Origin of the sequence: Corynebacterium sp. HMSC064E08 (assembly GCF_001811805.1) — a bacterium.
Classification (GTDB): Bacteria; Actinomycetota; Actinomycetes; order Mycobacteriales; family Mycobacteriaceae; genus Corynebacterium; species Corynebacterium jeikeium_D.
In genome coordinates, this window is sequence record NZ_KV806702.1 from 156,333 (window position 1) to 174,047 (window position 17,715).

17 protein-coding genes and 2 tRNA genes are annotated in these 17,715 nt (G+C 58.4%); 15 read left to right on the top strand and 4 right to left on the bottom strand.

The window, feature by feature from the left end:
- Nucleotides 1–72: 72 nt before the first annotated feature.
- The 6 genes from HMPREF2820_RS09255 (at nt 73) to HMPREF2820_RS09280 (ending at nt 4,186) form a co-directional block, all read left to right on the top strand.
- Nucleotides 73–145: transfer RNA gene (locus HMPREF2820_RS09255), tRNA-Glu, on the top strand.
- Nucleotides 146–221: 76 nt separating this feature from the next.
- Entirely contained in the window at nt 222–1,001 is a 780-nt protein-coding gene (locus HMPREF2820_RS09260) for a tRNA threonylcarbamoyladenosine dehydratase (RefSeq protein ID WP_070603775.1), read from the top strand.
- Nucleotides 998–1,783: a TatD family hydrolase gene (locus HMPREF2820_RS09265; RefSeq protein WP_246822258.1), complete on the top strand. Its 786-nt coding sequence runs from the start codon at nt 998–1,000 to the stop codon at nt 1,781–1,783. Before HMPREF2820_RS09260 ends, HMPREF2820_RS09265 begins: the two co-directional genes overlap by 4 nt.
- 83 nt (nt 1,784–1,866) lie before the next feature.
- A tRNA-Glu gene (locus HMPREF2820_RS09270) sits at nt 1,867–1,939 on the top strand.
- 110 nt (nt 1,940–2,049) lie between these two features.
- The gene (locus HMPREF2820_RS09275) at nt 2,050–3,006 is read left to right on the top strand and encodes a lactate/malate family dehydrogenase (RefSeq protein WP_070603777.1); all 957 of its coding nucleotides are present in this window, start codon (nt 2,050–2,052) and stop codon (nt 3,004–3,006) included.
- A 70-nt stretch (nt 3,007–3,076) separates the two neighbouring features.
- On the top strand, nt 3,077–4,186 hold the full coding sequence (locus tag HMPREF2820_RS09280) for an acyltransferase family protein (protein ID WP_070603779.1): 1,110 nt from the start codon (nt 3,077–3,079) through the stop codon (nt 4,184–4,186).
- On the opposite strand, the gene HMPREF2820_RS09285 is transcribed toward HMPREF2820_RS09280, so the two are convergent.
- Nucleotides 4,180–4,605 carry a carboxymuconolactone decarboxylase family protein gene (locus HMPREF2820_RS09285; RefSeq protein ID WP_070603781.1) on the bottom strand — a complete coding sequence of 142 codons (426 nt, stop codon included), beginning with the start codon at nt 4,603–4,605 and terminating at the stop codon, nt 4,180–4,182. The two genes, HMPREF2820_RS09280 and HMPREF2820_RS09285, sit on opposite strands and share 7 nt — an antisense overlap.
- Nucleotides 4,589–5,491 (bottom strand): LysR family transcriptional regulator, encoded by a 903-nt coding sequence (locus HMPREF2820_RS09290; RefSeq protein WP_070603783.1) that lies wholly within the window; start codon nt 5,489–5,491, stop codon nt 4,589–4,591. The genes HMPREF2820_RS09285 and HMPREF2820_RS09290 overlap by 17 nt, the downstream gene beginning before the upstream one ends.
- A gap of 69 nt (nt 5,492–5,560) precedes the next feature.
- Here HMPREF2820_RS09290 and HMPREF2820_RS09295 point away from each other — a divergent pair, with 69 nt between their 5' ends.
- From HMPREF2820_RS09295 to HMPREF2820_RS09320, 6 genes are all read left to right on the top strand, one after another.
- Nucleotides 5,561–6,499 (top strand): TDT family transporter, encoded by a 939-nt coding sequence (locus HMPREF2820_RS09295; protein ID WP_070603850.1) that lies wholly within the window; start codon nt 5,561–5,563, stop codon nt 6,497–6,499.
- Between the two features lie 52 nt (nt 6,500–6,551).
- Entirely contained in the window at nt 6,552–7,139 is a 588-nt protein-coding gene (locus HMPREF2820_RS09300; RefSeq protein ID WP_070603852.1) for an ATP-binding cassette domain-containing protein, read from the top strand.
- Nucleotides 7,136–7,780, top strand: coding sequence for an ABC transporter ATP-binding protein (locus tag HMPREF2820_RS09305; RefSeq protein WP_048735418.1), 645 nt, complete (start codon nt 7,136–7,138; stop codon nt 7,778–7,780). The genes HMPREF2820_RS09300 and HMPREF2820_RS09305 overlap by 4 nt, the downstream gene beginning before the upstream one ends.
- Complete coding sequence (locus HMPREF2820_RS09310) at nt 7,777–8,985, top strand: MFS transporter (protein ID WP_070603785.1); 1,209 nt, start codon at nt 7,777–7,779, stop codon at nt 8,983–8,985. The genes HMPREF2820_RS09305 and HMPREF2820_RS09310 overlap by 4 nt, the downstream gene beginning before the upstream one ends.
- 82 nt (nt 8,986–9,067) lie before the next feature.
- Nucleotides 9,068–10,534 (top strand): ABC transporter substrate-binding protein, encoded by a 1,467-nt coding sequence (locus HMPREF2820_RS09315; RefSeq protein ID WP_070603787.1) that lies wholly within the window; start codon nt 9,068–9,070, stop codon nt 10,532–10,534.
- Nucleotides 10,531–12,222, top strand: a complete 1,692-nt coding sequence (locus HMPREF2820_RS09320; protein ID WP_070603789.1) for an ABC transporter permease subunit — start codon at nt 10,531–10,533, stop codon at nt 12,220–12,222. Before HMPREF2820_RS09315 ends, HMPREF2820_RS09320 begins: the two co-directional genes overlap by 4 nt.
- Here the strand turns inward: HMPREF2820_RS09320 and HMPREF2820_RS09325 are convergent.
- Both HMPREF2820_RS09325 and HMPREF2820_RS09330 read right to left on the bottom strand, forming a co-directional pair.
- Nucleotides 12,219–13,403: an MFS transporter gene (locus HMPREF2820_RS09325; protein WP_070603791.1), complete on the bottom strand. Its 1,185-nt coding sequence runs from the start codon at nt 13,401–13,403 to the stop codon at nt 12,219–12,221. The genes HMPREF2820_RS09320 and HMPREF2820_RS09325 overlap by 4 nt on opposite strands.
- Nucleotides 13,403–14,128: an IclR family transcriptional regulator gene (locus HMPREF2820_RS09330; protein ID WP_016422526.1), complete on the bottom strand. Its 726-nt coding sequence runs from the start codon at nt 14,126–14,128 to the stop codon at nt 13,403–13,405. The genes HMPREF2820_RS09325 and HMPREF2820_RS09330 overlap by 1 nt, the downstream gene beginning before the upstream one ends.
- A 65-nt stretch (nt 14,129–14,193) precedes the next feature.
- Here HMPREF2820_RS09330 and leuC point away from each other — a divergent pair, with 65 nt between their 5' ends.
- The 3 genes from leuC to HMPREF2820_RS09345 all read left to right on the top strand — a co-directional run bounded on the left by leuC (nt 14,194) and on the right by HMPREF2820_RS09345 (nt 17,714).
- Nucleotides 14,194–15,621, top strand: coding sequence for a 3-isopropylmalate dehydratase large subunit (gene leuC / locus HMPREF2820_RS09335; protein WP_069358793.1), 1,428 nt, complete (start codon nt 14,194–14,196; stop codon nt 15,619–15,621).
- A 62-nt stretch (nt 15,622–15,683) separates the two neighbouring features.
- Nucleotides 15,684–16,274, top strand: a complete 591-nt coding sequence (gene leuD / locus HMPREF2820_RS09340) for a 3-isopropylmalate dehydratase small subunit (protein WP_049189541.1) — start codon at nt 15,684–15,686, stop codon at nt 16,272–16,274.
- Between the two features lie 48 nt (nt 16,275–16,322).
- The gene (locus tag HMPREF2820_RS09345) at nt 16,323–17,714 is read left to right on the top strand and encodes a 3' terminal RNA ribose 2'-O-methyltransferase Hen1 (RefSeq protein WP_070603793.1); all 1,392 of its coding nucleotides are present in this window, start codon (nt 16,323–16,325) and stop codon (nt 17,712–17,714) included.
- The last annotated feature ends 1 nt before the right edge of the window (nt 17,715 follow it).

Genomic DNA, 17,715 nt, shown 5'->3' on the forward strand with positions numbered 1-17,715 from the left:
CCGTCATTCTAGGTTCGAGTCCTGGTAGGCCAGCGGAATTCGCTCACTCGGTTGAGTTGGATTCAGTTCTAAGCCCCGTTCGTCTAGCGGCCTAGGACGCCGCCCTCTCACGGCGGTAACACGGGTTCAAATCCCGTACGGGGTACAAAGTTACTCCCCAGTCAGTCGGCTGGGGAGTTTTTGTTTTTTAAGCATCGAGGCGACTATGACCAGGGGCGACTATGACCAGTGAACGTTTCGCACGACTAAAGCTTCTCCTAGGGGAGGAGGGGCTAGAAACGTTGGCTGAATCTACCGTCATGGTTGTCGGACTCGGAGGCGTGGGGTCTAGTTGTGCCGAAGCTCTCGCCCGAGGCGGCGTGGGCAACCTCATCTTGATCGACGGCGATGTCGTAGAGCCGAGCAATCTCAACCGTCAGGCGCTGGCTTTTGTCTCCACAATTGGCCGGGTCAAAGCCGAGGTTATGGAGGCGATGGTTGCCGATATCAACCCGGATTGTACGACCTATGCCCGTCAGATTTTTCTTACACGCGAAAACCTGGCGGAGGCCTTCGAGCAGTTCCCGCGTCCGGATTACATCATCGACGCTATCGACGATGTCACCGGCAAGATTGAGATCGCGCAGTGGTGCGCGGAAAATCGCATCCACCTCATTTCCGCTATGGGTGGCGGAAATAAGCTCGACCCAGCTCGGCTAACCTTCTCAAAGATCAATAAGACTAAGGTCTGTCCGCTGGCGAAGGTCGTCCGTCAGGTGTGTATCCGCCGACGCATTCGCGGTCTTGAGGTGCTGTACTCCTCTGAAGAACCAGTGCGAATTACAGATAAAGGCAGCGGCACCAAAGCGGAAACCCTCGGTACTATGAGCTACATACCGCCAATCATGGGGCAGATGCTGGCCGGAAAGGTCATTCGCCGTTTGCTCGGGTTCGAGGAAACCCCGCTGGCTCCGCGCATCGGCGGTCCGGCCGACGAAAACCAGCCACCAACGGAAAAATGATGCGGCTCATCGATACCCACTTTCACTACGATTTCCTGCCACCGGCTTCGCGCGAGTGCTTCAAAGCCGGCATTGCGCAGGAAGGCGTGGAGATCATCGCGCAGACAGTCCGCCCCTCCGGATTTGTCGAGATAGAGCGCGAAAATCTCCCCATGGCCGCAGTCGGCTATCACCCGTGGTATATCGACGGCAACTACGAGCGCGAGCTTGAGATATTTCGCGAGGCCCTTCCACGCACCCGTTTCGTCGGTGAGATTGGCTTGGACTTCGCGCCCCGCAGGCTTGACGACGTTCCCGCCGAGACCCAAATCCACGTCTTCACAAGCATTCTCGATGCTGTCCGAGCCTCGAGCCAGCCGCATATTCTGTCCATTCACACAGTCCGCAGCGCCGATAGAGTGCTTGATCTGCTGGAACCACGCTTGGACTCCGACAAAGGGGTAGGGCTCGGTCAGAATCTCGTGCCCATCTTTCACCGTTTCGGTGGTACCAGCGATGAGCTGACCAGGCTTATCCGAGCCGGTGGTTATATCTCCGTCAATCCGCTCATGTTGCGGACCAAACGCGGACGGGCCTATGTGTCGCAGGTGCCCGTCGATAGGCTTTTGCTGGAAACTGACCTTCCGCGCGAGCCCGGAAGCGGTGATGCGGCGGAGGCGGTCTCTGCCGAGGTCGTCGCGGCCTTGCGGGACACTGTCTCCGAAGTTGCGGCGCTGCGAAGGATGGATGAAGCGGAGCTTAAAAACGCACTGGCAAAAAATGTGGAAGCACTTGGAATTTAGCGCCTTGACCGGGCGATTTGCAGTTACTATCCACGTCTAGTGTATTGTTTAACAAGTCCGCAGCGCGCGGATGAAAGTTCTAAGCCCCGTTCGTCTAGCGGCCTAGGACGCCGCCCTCTCACGGCGGTAACACGGGTTCAAATCCCGTACGGGGTACAAAGATATATAGAGACAAGAGCCTTCACTCGTAATCGAGTGGAGGCTTTTGTCTTGCTGCTCACCCCTCCACCGCGGCACTGGATTTCCACAGTCCTAGTATCGAAACTATGAAACATTCAAAGCTCGTTTGTATTGGTCTCGGTCACGTCGGTTCGTATGTCCTGACATATGCCATGGAATCCGGGCTGTTCGCTGAGATCGCCACGATTGACACGGCACCAGGCGTCGCGCATGGCGAGGCTCTGGACCAATCCCAGTCCACTGGTGTTCCCGGCACGGACTATGTCAATGTGCATGCTGGCGACTACAGCGATTGCGCCGACACGGATATGATTATCGTCGCTGCTGGTGCGTCCATTCTCCCGGATCCGGACGACCCGGATTCCCGTCCGGACCGTGCCGGATTGGCCAAGCTCAGCGGGGAAGTGGTTCGCGATGTCATGCCGGGAATCGTGAAGCATACGCGCGATGCGATTGTCCTCTTTATTACTAATCCGCTCGATGCAGTGGTGCACTTGGCTCATACCGAGTTCGATTACCCCGCGGAAAAGCTCTTTGGCACCGGCACGATGCTAGATTCGGCCCGACTGCGCTGGGTAGTTGCCAAACAGCTCGGCATCGACCCGAAGTCAGTTACTGGCTACATGATGGGTGAGCACGGGCTTACGGCTGTCCCAATTTTGTCCACACTCAATGTTCAAGGTGTGGGGTGGACAGAACTGGAAAAATGGCATGGCACGCCGCTGCCTTCACCGCAAGAAATTCAAGATGCCGTGGTCGGGGCAGCTTACGATGTTCTCAATGCCAAGGGCTGGACTAATGCCGGTGTTGCACGCTCCGCTTTGGAAATTGCCCGCGCGGTGATGCTGGATCAAAACAGCGTCCACCCGGTGTGTACACGCTTGGATGGTGAATACGGGTTGACGGATGTCTCGCTGTCGATGCCAGCGGTGATCGGCCGAGGTGGAATCATTCGTCGTATGCCGCCACAGCTAAACAGCTGGGAGCTGGAGCGACTGCGTGAATCTGCTCAGTACATCTTGAGCACCGTCGAGAACATGTAGAAGAAATTATGTAGATTCCACTTTTGCCTAAATAACACGGGGAAGTACTTTGCGCTCCTAAAATATTGGCATGAATTTGGCCAAGTCCACCTACGTTCCGGAGCTGACCAGCATCCGAGCCATCGGCGCGTTCGGCGTCCTGCTCACGCATGCCGCGTTTTGGACGGGCAATTACACCGGCGATTGGTGGGGGCGCCTCAACGGTCGATTCGAAATCGGTGTCACCATCTTCTTCGTGCTCAGTGCGGTTCTGCTCACAGGGCGCTGGCTCGGTTCGCCTGACGACGTCCCCGCGAACCGACCGGACTTGCGGAAGTATTTCACCAGCCGTGCGAAGAGAGTCCTGCCGGCCTACTGGATTGTGGTCACTGCGGCCTTTCTCATTCACACCGCAGACGACCCACCACCATCTGGTGGAGGGCTACAGGGCTGGTTGCGCACGATGTCGTTTACCCAGACGCTCCAATTCGGCTGGATTCACCCGGGCTTGCCTCAGATGTGGTCGATGGTGGTGGAAGTCGGCTTCTACCTGGTGTTGCCACTGGTGGGGCTTGGCATCTGGACAATCACGAAGGGGAGGCTGCGGCCTGGTCCAACGCTGGCCATCATTATTGGTTTTGGCCTTATTGGCCCGGTCTGGACTGTGCTGTCGCATCAGGAAGAGCTGCTGCCGGTAGTGGCACGGCTGTGGCCGATGGCGTATTTCGACTGGTTCGCCATCGGAATGCTGTTGGCCTACGGGCGAAAAGTTGGCTGGCGCGTCAATTTGGCGGCCAGCTGGCTGATAGCGCTAGTCCTGTTTTTCCTATCCACAACCACTCACGTGGGGCCAGCAACCTTGGTGCCGGATGATGTCGACCAGGCGTTGTGGAAGACCACGCTGTATGGTCTGTCTGCCGGCGCATTCGTGGCTCCGATTGCGCTGGGTACGGAGGTAAGGTGGCTTCGTCATCCAGCCTTGATGTGGTTGGGGGAGGTCTCCTACGAGTTCTTCCTCGTCCACGTGTTGGTCATGGACTGGGTAATGAGCTTGATGGGTTATCAGACCTTCCAGGGCTCGATGTTGGCAGTGGCAATTGTCACCACTGCCATCGCCCTGCCACTGTCGTGGCTGCTGCGCCGCATCACTGATGTACTAACGCGGAGGCCAGGGCCTGAGAGCCCGTGGGCTACCTACTGATCGTCGTCGTCAAGCGGGCCGAGCTCAGCGACGAGCACTTCCTGCGCGACCTTCATCGCGGACAGTGCGGCCGGTGCGCCACAATAGCCAGACGCGTGGACGATGGCTTCGGTGATCTCGGTGCGGGTCAGACCGTTGGCGAGAGCGCCCTTGATGTGGCCGCGCAGTTCCTCGGTGGCTCGCAGGGCCACGAGCATGCCAATGTTGAGCAGGGATCGATCACGCTTGGCCAGTCCTTCGCGGCTCCAGACAGAACCCCAGACTGTGGCGGTGATGTGCTTCTGCAGGGTCTCTCCGTCGGAGCCGGCGTTGCGAGCGAGGGCGGCATCGACGAATTCGTCGCCCATTACCTCGCGGCGGATTTGGATGCCGGCATCGTAGCGGTCGGAGGAAAAGAGGTCATCATTGGGATTGCTCATGCTTGCTAAGTATAGGACTAGCAATGCGGATAAATTCCGAAATGTCTCCACTAGCTTTACTGCCACGACGCATAACCACGCTGAGGTTGCGAGTAAAAACGGTGTCGGTGGGGACGATGACGATGCGCCCGAGCGTTACCTGATCGCGAATTGCGCCACGGGCGATGATTGTTGGCGCTGCCAGCGCAATCATGCCAGCGCGCTGTGCCGAAAGAGAGCCAAATTCTCCGGCGGGTTCGGTGAGAGTGCCCAGTGCATCCTCCACCACCTGTCGGCTACCGGAACCCGGTTCGCGAATAACGAGTGGCGTCCCGCGCAGTTCCTCGACGGATATCTCGGCCCGGTCAGCCCACAAATGCCCAGTCGGCACGGCGAGGACCAGCTCATCGGTGCCGATGATGCGTTCTTCGAGGTCGTGCCGACCAGCCTCGCCCTCTACCAGGCCGAAGTCCACCGCACTGTCGGCAACTAGTTGCCGCACCTCACGGGAGTTTGCCTGCACCATCGACAGTTTGACTGCGGGATGTTGCCGGTGGAACTCGGCGGCCCAGCCGGGGTAGTAGAGCTCAGCGACAGTGTTGGACACCGCAAGGGTGAGGTGGCGGGGAACATTGTCGGAACGCAAGCTGGCGGCAATGCCCGAAAATCTGTGGCAGGCGGCGAGGAGATCTGGGAGAGCGTCGATAAGCACTTGCCCTTTTTCTGTAGGGGAGACGCCGTAAGGGGAGCGTTCGAAGACGGTGATTCCCAGCGCTCTTTCCGCCCGTGCGATGCGTGCGGACATGGTCTGCTGGTTGGTGCCGAGCTCACGTGCTGCCTTCGAGATCGACCCCGCACGGGCGACGGTGAGAAGTGCTTCGAGTTCAGCCACAGCGGAGGGGTACATGCGTCAATGGTACCCCTCACAGAGTTTCGTGATAGCGGTGACTGCAGCAAGAACAAATACGGTATGGGCATGACCAACTCTCCTCGCAGTGATGTGCTTGCGCCCGCCGGGCCTGCGTGGGCAGGATCGCTGATGGGCACATCCATCTTCGCCACGCTTGCGCACATCCATGACGTGCCGGTGGTTCCGGAACTGCTTCTCGTCGTAGCAGGTGGCATTCTCGGTTTCATAGTGGTCGGCTGGTTGCGTTTCCGAAACCCGCCTTTCCACTCGAAGTTGCAGGCGCCGTGGGGCATGTTCGCGATGGGCATTATGTCTCTCGGGAGCGCCGCAAGCTCGGTGTTCAACGATTCTGTGTGGCAGTTGGCGTCCTGGTGGATTGGCGCGCCGCTGGCAATCTACGTCAGTCTTCGTCAACTGCGAGGATTCGAAGGCGAGCCGACTTTTCAGTGGGGCCTTGCACTGGTCGCCCCGATGGTGGCGGCGACAAGCGGCGCGCAGCTGAGTGTTGAATACGGCACGTTCTATCACGTCTGCGCACAAATACTCTTCTGTATGGCGCTGATTACAGTTCTGCCGGTTTTCGTACGCTGCTACGTCGCGCTGTTCTCCGGCACCATGCGTATCCCCGATTCCATCGCCGGTACTGCCTGGATTCCGCTCGGATTGGTCGGTCAGTCCACGGCCGCTGCCCAGCTGCTTTTCAACCGAACCTTCGCTGTCGCTTACGGCACCACCGTGCTCATTGTCGGTGTCTTCCTCGCCGCCATTGCTTTACGACGATTCACCCGCGCCGTAATCCGTTGGGCGGGATACAGCCCTGGTTGGTGGGGTGCAACCTTCCCCGTGGGCACTCTGAGTCTTGGTACGCACAACCTGGGTGACACTATCGGCGCGCATTGGCTGTACGCCGTTAGTGCCGGACTGCTGTGTTTATTGGCTGTGCACTGGGTAGCGTGCGTGGCTCGATTTGGTTGGTGGATGCGAGAGCAGGCTGCACAGGTTTAGAGTTCAACGTGTTAAACTCCCCTTAATGAAACTGATTGGCAAGAAGGGGAGTATGGGCGATTCCGCGATAGTGCGCTTGCGTGATGTCGATGTATCAGCTGGCGAACAGAACGTACTCCACATCGACAAACTTAATATTTTCCCGAACGACATTGTCGCGGTGATGGGGCAGTCAGGATCGGGAAAGACGTCGTTTCTTCGCACATTAAGTCAACAAGGTCTGCGGACCAGCTTTATTATGCAAGACACTTTGGCGTGCCTTAATCCTCTTGTGCGCTGCGATCGGCAAGTGCGAATTCTTGCGCACGACAGTGGTTTCGATGCGCTCGAGGCCTGCGGTATCTCCCGAGAACAGGCTCATCGCTATCCCATGGAGCTCTCCGGAGGTCAGCGTCAGCGTGTCGCAATTGCGGCGGCGCTGGCGATGAAACCGTCGCCTTCGCTGCTGCTTGCCGACGAACCTACTTCCTCGCTGGACCCGATTGCGACTCTTGACGTAGTAGGCGCTCTGCGGAAGCTACATGAGCGCACGCAAACAGCCGTTGTTATTGCCACCCACGACGAGGGAGTAGCACGAAAGATCGCTACACGAATCCTCTATTTGGAAAGTGGCACTGTGGAAGAGCGAGTCTGCGCATGATCAGTATCGATGGAGTTACTTGCAAAGGCAGGCTCCTCGATGTCACCCTCACGATTCCGCAGGGAAGCGTGGTTGGCATCATGGGGAGATCGGGAGCGGGCAAGAGTAGCCTAATCAGTCTCCTGACAGGCCAGTTGTGCCCTGACAGCGGCACAGTCACGATGGCGCAGGGGCCAATTGGCTATATTCCGCAGAACCCAGACGCCACGCTATTGCCACATCGGCCGGTAATCGACAGCATTTGTGAGTTCGCAACTGGGGATGTTCGAGCGATGCTGGAATCTCTGGGGCTCGACCCGGAATTTGCATATCGACGACCCCACGAGCTCTCTGGCGGTCAGCGCCAGCGAATGGCAATTGCACGTGCGCTCATTGGCAAACCAGAACTGATCATTGCCGATGAGGCGTTTTCCGCTCTGGACCGGGATACCGCTTCCATGTTGGAGGAGGTCCTCCTCGGTACTGAAGCGACGGTACTGCTGGTGTCTCATGACATAAACAGCTTGTTGCGACTGTGTAATCACATAATCGTCATGTCAGCAGGGGAAGCGGTCTATAGCGGCCCGGTTGGAGAGCTAGATAAAACCGATATTCCTGAAGTTGTTGAGCTCCTGTCGGCTGCAGAGGAGCTAGCGTCGTGAAGCAGTTGCCCAAAAAGATTCAAGCACTGTTGATTACGCAGCTTCTTTTCAACATCGGCTTTTACCTCGTTGTCCCGTTTATTGCCGTGGAGCTCTCGAACAACTTAGGGGCCAGCGGTGCCGTGGTGGGGCTGGTACTTGGTGTACGAACCTTTAGTCAACAGGGAATGTTCTTCCTCGGCGGCGGACTTGCCGATAGTTTCGGGGCGATCAAAGTGTTGCTCCTTGGAGTTGCGCTTCGCGTTGTAGGTTTCCTGGTAACTGGACTGGCAACCTCCGTGCCAATGATGTTTGTTGGCGTTGTCCTTATTGGCTTTGCGGCCGCACTGTTCTCGCCTGCAGTTGAATCCTTGCTGGCCGGTGGGGGTGCCGAACTCGAGAAACAAGGAGTGTGTACACGGGCACGACTCTTTGCTCTTGACGAAAGCTATTCCCGTTTGGGCTCGCTCACTGGCCCTGTGATTGGTGCGCTGTTGATCCCAATCGGTTTTTCAGCTGTTTCCTTTGCCGGTGCAGCCATCTTTACCGGCATCTTTGTGATGCATCTGCTGTTAGCGCGGAGATGGGAAGGCGTGCATTCAGCTGGTGGCAGTATGACTGCCGCGTGGGGGCGAATCCTTCGCAATCGAGCGTTCATTGTGTTTGCGGTGTTCTACTCGACCTATTTGCTCGCCTATAACCAGCAGTATTTGGCTCTTCCTGTAGAACTGCGTCGTGCCACAGGTAGCGATGAGTATCTGAGCTGGTTTTTTGTCATCTCAGCGGTATTCGTTATCGGGCTGCAAACCACCGTGACTAAATGGGCAGAAAAACTGTCTTTAGGGGTTGCCATTGGTGGCGGTTTTGGCCTGATGGCCTTTGCCTTCGCCATCATTGCGGTCTGCGCGCCTATCCACATGGAGGGATGGTGGGCCTTAGCCCCGGCAGTGACAATGCTGCTAGTGATGCATCTCGGAATGATGATTGCAGTTCCGATAGCCAAAGACCTCGTCGGAAAACTAACCGGAAACAAGGACCTCGGTTCTGCATACGGTTTTCTCAACAGCTTCGGTGGACTCGCCGTTTTAGTGGGGTCGATTGTGGTTGGCGCCACCTTGGATTGGGCCGAGACCCCACAGTTGTTGGCAGCAGCACCGTGGGCAATCATGACCGTTTTATTGCTGATATCGGCTGTGGGGCTAACCAAACTGAGACAGCAGCACTAGCCAACATCAAATGCGCTAGAGAGCGTCAGCCAACTAGATCCCTCCCCAAAAAACTCGACACTTACGAAAGAGAAGTAACTCTATGAATCGAAAAATTGGACTAATTCTGGCCACTGCGGCACTGCCGTTCGGATTGGCCTCCTGCTTTGCGCAGGGCAGCGGTGATGCGGATGCGCTGCGGGTAGCCCTGCAATTCGAACCGGTCGCAGAGTTCTCGCCATACTCCGATGACGCAGTACTGTCGACCCGCGCAGGTGCCACGGAAATGCTTGTGGCGATTGATGACGAGGGCACCGTTAAGCCCGAACTGACAGAAAAGTGGGAAGTGAAGGATGCCCGCACCGTTGTATTTACTCTGCCGGATGGACTGACTTTCCACGATGGAACGCCAGTCGATGCACAGGCTGTTGCCAACTCACTCACGCATGCCATTGATGCGCCGACGAGGCCAAAGGGGCTCGGCAAGAACCAACTTCAGGCTACGGCCACAGGAGACCGAGAGGTTACTGTCACTTCGGATAAAGATGATCCAATTTTGGTGAAGCGCTTTGCCGATCCGGGAACTATGATTCTCTCACCCGCAGCATTTGAAGGGGACGCACCTGACCCCTTTGGGCATGGTACAGGTCCGTTTGAACTCGAGACGAAGAACCCAGACGGTACCGTATCCGCACGTGCATTCGCCGACTACCGAAACGGTAAGCCGGAAACTGAGACTCTGACATTGTCTTTCATTGGGGATTCCACAGCTCGTACGAATGCACTGCGCGCAGATGAGCAAGACCTGGTCAAGGGGTTGCCAATCTCATCGCTGGGAGGCCTCGATGACGTGGACGTATCTAAGGTGGATTTACCTCGTGTCAATCTCCTGCATTTTAATACCGCAAAAGGCGTGTTTGCCGATGCCGAACTGCGTAAGGAAGTAGCCGCTGCAATCGATCCTGAACCGGTGGTTAGGGACATTTTTGAAGCTCAAGCGGTGAATCCGAAGGGGGCGATTTTTAATCGTTCAGCCTCGTGGGCGGCAGCAACTCCTGAGACCACTGTGAAGCCGGGGCCGAATGGCAAGGGGAAGGAAATCCGCTTGGCTACGTGGGATTCCCGTGCGGAGCTGCCCGAAGTTGCCAATCTTGTTGCGGATCAGCTGCGCAAGATGGGATTCACAGTCGACATCACGGTAGCCGACTACAACTCTTTGGAAGCAGACATGCTCGAGGGGAACTTTGATGTCATCGTCGGTTCCCGCAATTACATGCTCGGTGCGGCTGACCCGATCAGCTTCCTACAATCCGACTTCACCTGTGAGAGCTCTTATAACCTCTCGCAGCTGTGTAACCACACCATAGATGTCGATATTGAGAAGGCCGCTGAGCTTGGCGACGATGAGGAGCGCCTGTCGGCAGCAGCTCGAATCGGCGCGGAAATTGTTGCAGATGGTGCAGTAGTTCCGCTGTCTCATGAAAAATCGCTAATCGGTGCGAAGAATGTTCGTGGTATCGCACTCGATCCGATGGAGCGCCACCTGATTACAGAGAAGACGGCTAAGTGATTCGGAAAGCTTTCGCGGTAGTTGCCTCAGTTGTGGGACTTCTCGTCCTCACGGCCCTGTTGCCGTGGTTGACAGGACGGGAACCCGCATACGCCGTTCTGCGTGCACGTGAGCGGGAACGGGAGATAACACCGGAGCTTATTGAAGCTGTCCGCAGAGAATATGGCCTGCCGACAACGCCGTGGGAGTCGCTCCAGCAGTGGACGACAAATATTCTTCACGGTGACTTTGGTACCTCGTGGGTAACCGGACAAGATGCTTTCGCTCAGGCCGTGAACGGCTTCGGTATTACGTTCGCATTGACTGTGGCTTCCATGGCGTTGTGCGTCGTCGTTGCGCTGGCGCTCGTACTTCCACGGATTGCAGGATTGCGAGCCGGAAAATGGACACCGAGCGTGCTAGCGGTTCTCGCCGCACTGCCAAACTTTGTGGTGGCGGTCTTACTGCTGTGGTGGTTGGCTGTTGAACAGCGCATGTTTCCGGTAGGCGGTTGGGCATCACCTGCGCATATGGTGCTGCCAGTGCTGGCAATTGGCCTGCCCGCCGCGGGGCTCTATGGGCGTGTGTTGCTGATTTCAGCTGATACTGCGTTGTCAGAACCCTGGGTAGAGTCATGGCGCACCAATGGCGTTCCAAAATCAACAATTATTCGATTTGTCACTTGGCGTAGCTTGCTGCCGACACTGTCACAGTTGACGCTGTTCTTTGCGGGCACGTTATCGGCCACCGCAGCAATTGAGGTCACCTTTCATTTGCCGGGCTTTGGGCGGAACGTCGTTGCGGCGGCTACTGCGGGCGATATTCCCGTTCTGCAAGCTGCGGTGACTGTGGTGTTGGGGATTGGCATAATCTGTGGACTCGTGGCTCAGGCAATACGGGGGCAGTATGCGCGGAAGCTGCGAGGAAGCATCGCCACTGTTGGCCGGCCTACAGGGGGTGGACGTTGCTGGAGTCTCATCCTGTCGATTATTCCTATCGTGCTAATTGTGCTGGGAATTCCCCGCAGCGCGGACATCGACTCTGCGAAACGCTTCATTTCACCGTCCTGGCAACACCCACTGGGTACCGATCAGCTTGGTCGTGACATTTGGGCGCGGCTTGCCGACGGTATCGGTGCCACTATCGGAACTGCAATCCTGGTGACCGTAGTGTGCGCACTCATCGCCCTTGTGATTGGGCATCTAGGGGCATCAGTGCAGTTCTTCGGAGATGCCATGAATGCGGTACCCGCAATATTGCTGGGACTTATTCTGGCTGGAGTCTTGGGCCGATCGATGCTGACAGCTGCGATAGCGGTGTTTTTGGTCGGGTGGATTCCACTGGCTGCACATTGCGTCGAAGTCGCTAACGAAGCCGCTGCATCCGGGCACTACCGATTTGCGCAAACCATGGGGGCCAGCCGTTGGCACCTTTTGAAGCTGCATGTTCTTCCCATGACCATTCCAGCAGTAGCCCGCCATGCCGTGACCAGGATTGCCCATAATGCTATCGCCCTTGCAGCTCTCGGCTTCCTCGGCGTAGGCGCAGGTGTTGGCAGTCCAGATTGGGGCGTAATCCTCAACGAATCCACGCAATATCTCGAGCGGGTGCCGTGGTTAGCGTGGGGGCCGATGATTGGACTAGCCAGCCTCGGTGTTGCCGCAACCATTGCTACCGACCGATTCGTCGGCAAGCGGCAGGCTGATTAGCCCAGCTCTACCCGCCCGTGGCGGTTCTGGTCTTCTCGTGGCGCAATACCCAGCGCGGCGGCGGGGAACAGAGCCGTGACGGCAAACAGTGCGGGGAAGCCCGCAGCGGCCACAATCGCACCCGAAACCGGAGGCGTTGCAGCGTAGATAATGTTCTGGAACGTGTTCTGCGTACCCATAGCGCGTCCGGACCAGAAGGGGCCTGCGTATTCAGCAACTGCGGTGAAGGCAAGACCATTCGGGCTGACCACGGCAACGGCCAGTGCGCAGACCAGCACAGTGCCAAGTGTGCGCCAATCAGCCCAGCTGGCAATCATCATTGTGACAGCCAGGATAAAAGTCGCACCCGAGACCCAACGATAGGGGAGGATGCGGGACCGAACGCGGTCGGAGACCACACCCATCAGTGCTCGCGATCCGGCACCGAGCAGCTGTGAGACCATCACAATCGTGCCCGCCGTGCTATCGGCATAACCCACGGACAACAGCCACACCAGAATGTAGGCGCCCATCATCGACTGCGGCCAGGACAGCAGCGCCGAGGCGATATGGATGCGCACAAGGTATTTGCCGTCGCGGTAAGGGCTGGCCGTGACGGTGGGGTTCGAGGCATCAGGGCGCGGGGGATTCTTTACTCCAACCAGCACAAGCAACGCCAGCACAGCGCACAGAATTGCGGGCATCGCGAGTGCGACTCCGATGCTGTAGTTCTGCGCCAGCGGGTGCATGGTCACTGCGGACAAAGCCGCGCCGAGGGGTTGCGCCATTTGGCGAATGCCCATCGCAGTACCGCGTTGATGCGGCGGATACCAGCCCGACACCACGCGGCCGGATGCAGAATTCACGCTCGCCGCCGCACATCCGGCGAGGAAGAGCGCGGCCCCGAGCAGGGCCGGGCTTGACGACGAAGCCAGCGCCGCAAGCCCCGTCGTCAAGGCGGTAGAAGTAAGGCCTGCGAACAGAGCCGCGCGTTCGCCGTAGCGGTCGACAAACCAGCCCCAGGCGATGAGTGTGAAAACAATACCGGCCGCCGGCATTGCTGCGACGAGACCGGCGGCGGAGAGGCTTAAACCGTTTTCCTGCAGGGATGGGATGAGAAAAGGCACACCCATGTGAACGACGGACGAACCGACCGCCGCGAACATGGACAGAAGTAGGACAAGGTGACGGTAAGCGGGCATTACAGTCGGGAGCTCATCTCCTCAGCGGCGGCGAGAACCTTTGCGCCCCAGCATTCATAGGGCGACGGAGTCATGCGCTCCACGGGGCCGGAGACGGATAGGACTGCAATCATGCGGTGGTTTCCGTCGAAAACCGGGGCGGAGACGGAGGCGAGTGCGGGGTCGCGCTCGCCCATGGACTCGGACCAGCCGAGACGTCGGCAGTCGTCGAGATCCTGTTCGTTGAAGTCGGCGTCGGGCAGCATGCGCTCAGCGAGATTGGCCGGGCCAAAAGCCAGCAGAACACGTGCGGCGGAACCCGCGGTCAGCGGCATACGAGAGCCAACTGGCACGGTGTTACGCAACCCGGTGGCGGGCTCCATGGAGGCAATGCAGGTGCGGGTGTCGCCGGTGAGACGGTAGAGCTGCACGGACTCTCCGGTGACCTCTACCAGCTTCGGCAGGATGTGCGCTGCGGCGTCGGCAAGCAGGTCAGTTGTGACGGGCGTGATCTCGGTGAGCCCGGGGCCCGTCGTCCAGCGGCCGTCCGGAGTGCGGGTGACAAGGCGGTGCACTTCCAACGCCGTGGCCAGCCGATGGGCGGTGGCGCGGGGCAGGCCGGTGTCGTCGCAGAGCTCGGCGAGGGTGCGTGGAGTTTCTGCAACAGACTTGAGAATGAGTACCGAACGGTCGAGAACTTTAATACCACTTAGAGCTGGCGTCTCGGATGTGCTAATCTGTCCCATGCCATGATATTAACATCTCATTCCTTGAGATAAAAGAGATATATCCGGAAGGCGGCTCACCCACTATGCGCACCACGGACACCAGCCCGAAGACTCTGGCCGAGAAAGTCTGGCGTGACCACGTAGTCAAGCAAGGCGACAACGGCGAACCAGATTTGATTTATATCGATCTGCACCTCGTCCACGAGGTTACCTCGCCACAGGCTTTTGATGGCCTCCGTCTGGCAGGGCGCAAGGTGCGCCGCCCGGATTTGACCATCGCAACCGAGGACCACAACGTTCCGACTACTGTCGCCGGCGGCAAAATCAATCTGATTGAGGAACCGACCTCTCGTACCCAGATTGCCACACTGCGCAAGAACGCTGAGGAGTTCGGTATCCGCCTGCATCCGATGGGCGACCGCGAGCAGGGTATCGTGCACGTCGTCGGCCCACAGCTGGGCCTGACTCAGCCGGGCACCACCGTCGTCTGTGGTGACTCGCATACCGCCACCCACGGGGCTTTCGGTGCTATGGCCTTCGGTATCGGTACCTCCGAGGTTGAGCACGTTCTGGCTACCCAGACCCTGCCGCTGAAGCCTTTCAAGACCATGGCGGTCAACGTCACCGGCGAACTGCAGGATGGTGTTACCGCCAAGGATTTGATTCTGGCGATTATCGCCAAGATTGGCACCGGCGGTGGTCAGGGCCACGTTATTGAGTACCGCGGCGAGGCCATCGAGAAGCTGTCGATGGAAGCTCGCATGACCATCTGCAACATGTCCATCGAAGCCGGTGCCCGCGCCGGCATGATTGCTCCGGACGAGACCACCTTCGAATACCTGAAGGGGCGCCCGCACGCGCCGCAGGGCGAGCAGTGGGACGAGGCTGTCGCATACTGGAAGTCCCTGGTTACTGACGAGGACGCGAAGTTCGACAAGGTCGTCGAAATCGACGGTTCCGCGCTGACCCCATTCGTTACCTGGGGTACCAACCCGGGCCAGGGCGTGCCGCTGGGTGAGACCGTGCCGGACCCGGAGTTCATCGCTGAGGACTCCGACCGCATCGCCGCCGAACGTGCACTGGAGTACATGGATCTGAAGCCGGGCACCCCGATGCGCGACGTTAAGGTCGACGTTGTCTTCGTCGGTTCCTGCACCAACGGCCGCATCGAGGACATGCGCGCCGTCGCCGACGTGCTGAAGGACCGCAAGGTTGCCGACGGCGTCCAGATGCTCATCGTGCCGGGCTCCGCAAAGGTCCGCGCACAGGCTGAAGAAGAGGGGCTGGGCAAGATCTTCGAAGAGGCAGGCGCTGAATGGCGCATGCCGGGCTGCTCCATGTGCCTGGGCATGAACCCGGATCAGCTGACCCCGGGCCAGCGTTGCGCTTCGACCTCCAACCGCAACTTCGAGGGCCGTCAGGGCAAGGGTGGTCGTACCCACCTGGTTAGCCCTGCCGTCGCCGCAGCTACCGCCGTCGCCGGTCACTTCGCAGCACCGGCTGATCTCTAACTGACTCTCACTGCCGATCTTTGTACGACAGACCCAAGCAGAACTTCTAAGGATCTTTCACCATGGAAAAGTTTGATACTCACACCGGCGTCGGCGTTCCCCTGCAGCGATCCAACGTCGACACTGACCAGATCATCCCGGCCGTCTACCTAAAGCGCGTCACCCGCACCGGATTCGAGGATGGCCTGTTCAGCAACTGGCGCAACAACGAGTCCGACTTCGTGCTCAACCGTCCGGAATACGCAAAGGGCTCCGTCCTCGTAGCAGGGCCGGACTTCGGTACCGGTTCTTCCCGTGAGCACGCCGTGTGGGCACTGATGGACTACGGCTTCCGCGTCGTCATCTCCTCCCGCTTCGCCGACATCTTCCGCGGAAACGCGGGCAAGGCGGGGTTGCTCGCCGCACAGATGCAGCAGTCCGATGTCGAGCTGCTGTGGAAGCTGCTGGAAGCTAACCCGGGCATGGAGCTCACCGTCAACCTGGAGACCCGCACCGTCGAGGCAGGTGAGCAGGTCTTCCCGTTCGAGGTCGACGACTACACCCGCTGGCGTCTGATGGAAGGGCTTGACGACGTCTCCCTGACCCTGCGTAACGAAGCGGACATTGTGGCCTACGAGGAGAGTCGTCCGGCCCACAAGCCGAAGACGCTGTAGGTCAAAAAATGCTCTAGTCCAATCCGCGGTAGGCGTTAGACTTGCCGTATGTATCTGGCAATCACTAAACACTCTCGGCTCGGTGAATCTTCGCCTGCTGAATCGGCACGCGATTTGGGATTTATTTTGCGAAAGCATCCCGATCGCGTGCATGAGTCCGAGTTAAAGTTCGGTGTTGCCAGAGTCTTTTTCCCCACGGCTACCGATGCCGAATGCACGGCAGTTCTCTGGGTTGATATTGACCGCGACGAGCTGCTGAAACTCAAGCAGTACCGCGCTGATACGTTCAATCTGACCGGCTACATCAATGACCGGCAATGGGCCGCGTCATCGATTATGACAGTGGCGCTGAAGTCCGTCTTCTCCACAGCGATGGTCATGGAGAAGCCCTCGCCTTACGACGAAGTGCCAAGCGACCTCACCGCGACGGTCGCCGCGGTACCCGGCACCGAGGAAGAGATTCGCGCTCTGTTCGAGCCGCTGGGGTGGAACGTTGCCTGCGATTTTTCGAACAATGTTGCCGGGCAGAAGTTCTCACCGACGGTAACGCTTTCGGGTAGAGCAACCGTCCGCGATTTGCTCAATCACCTGTATATTCTGCTGCCCGTCCTCGACGGTGGGAAACACTATTGGGTCGATGACCGGGAAATCGACAAGCTCGCCGCGCGTGCGCGGGACTGGCTACCGGAGCACCCACAGCGGGAGAGAATCCTGGGGCGCTATCTTGCGGATCAAAAAGGCCTGGTCAACGAGGCTGTCGTGAAGCTTGCTGGGGAAGCCGCTGCGATCGAACTGCCCCGCGGTGACCAGCCAGCCAAGCCACTTAATCGACAGCGCCAAGAGCGAGTACTGCGTGAAGTACTTAGCCTGCGCCCGCGCAGTGTAGTCGACATCGGCTGCGGTTCCGGCGTGCTACTGGGGCCGATGCTGGAGAATCCGCGAATCGCGCAGATCGTTGGTACCGATGTTTCTGTGGGGGAGCTTCGTAAGGCGCACAAGGCGCTGAACCTAGATCGCATGCCGGAGCGCCAAGCCGCGCGGGTTGAGCTTTTCCAATCCTCGGTCACCTATGCCGATGAGCGCATTGCGAACATGGACGTGGCAATCCTGATGGAGGTCATCGAGCACATTGATGCCGACCGGCTGCCCGCGTTGGAGAACAACGTCTTTGGGCTCGCACGCCCGCAGTATGTCATCGTCACCACCCCAAATAGTGACTACAACGCTTGCTACCCAAACCTAGAGCCTGGACAGTTCCGGCACCTCGATCACCGTTTCGAGTTCAGCCGCGCGGAATTTCGTCAGTGGGCCAGGGGCGTGGCCGAGAAGTTCGGTTATCTGGTGGACTTCGACGGTATTGGGGACGTGCACGAAACTTACGGCCAACCAACACAAATGGCGGTCTTTTCCTACGACTTCACCGCAGCAGAGGAGAGCTAAC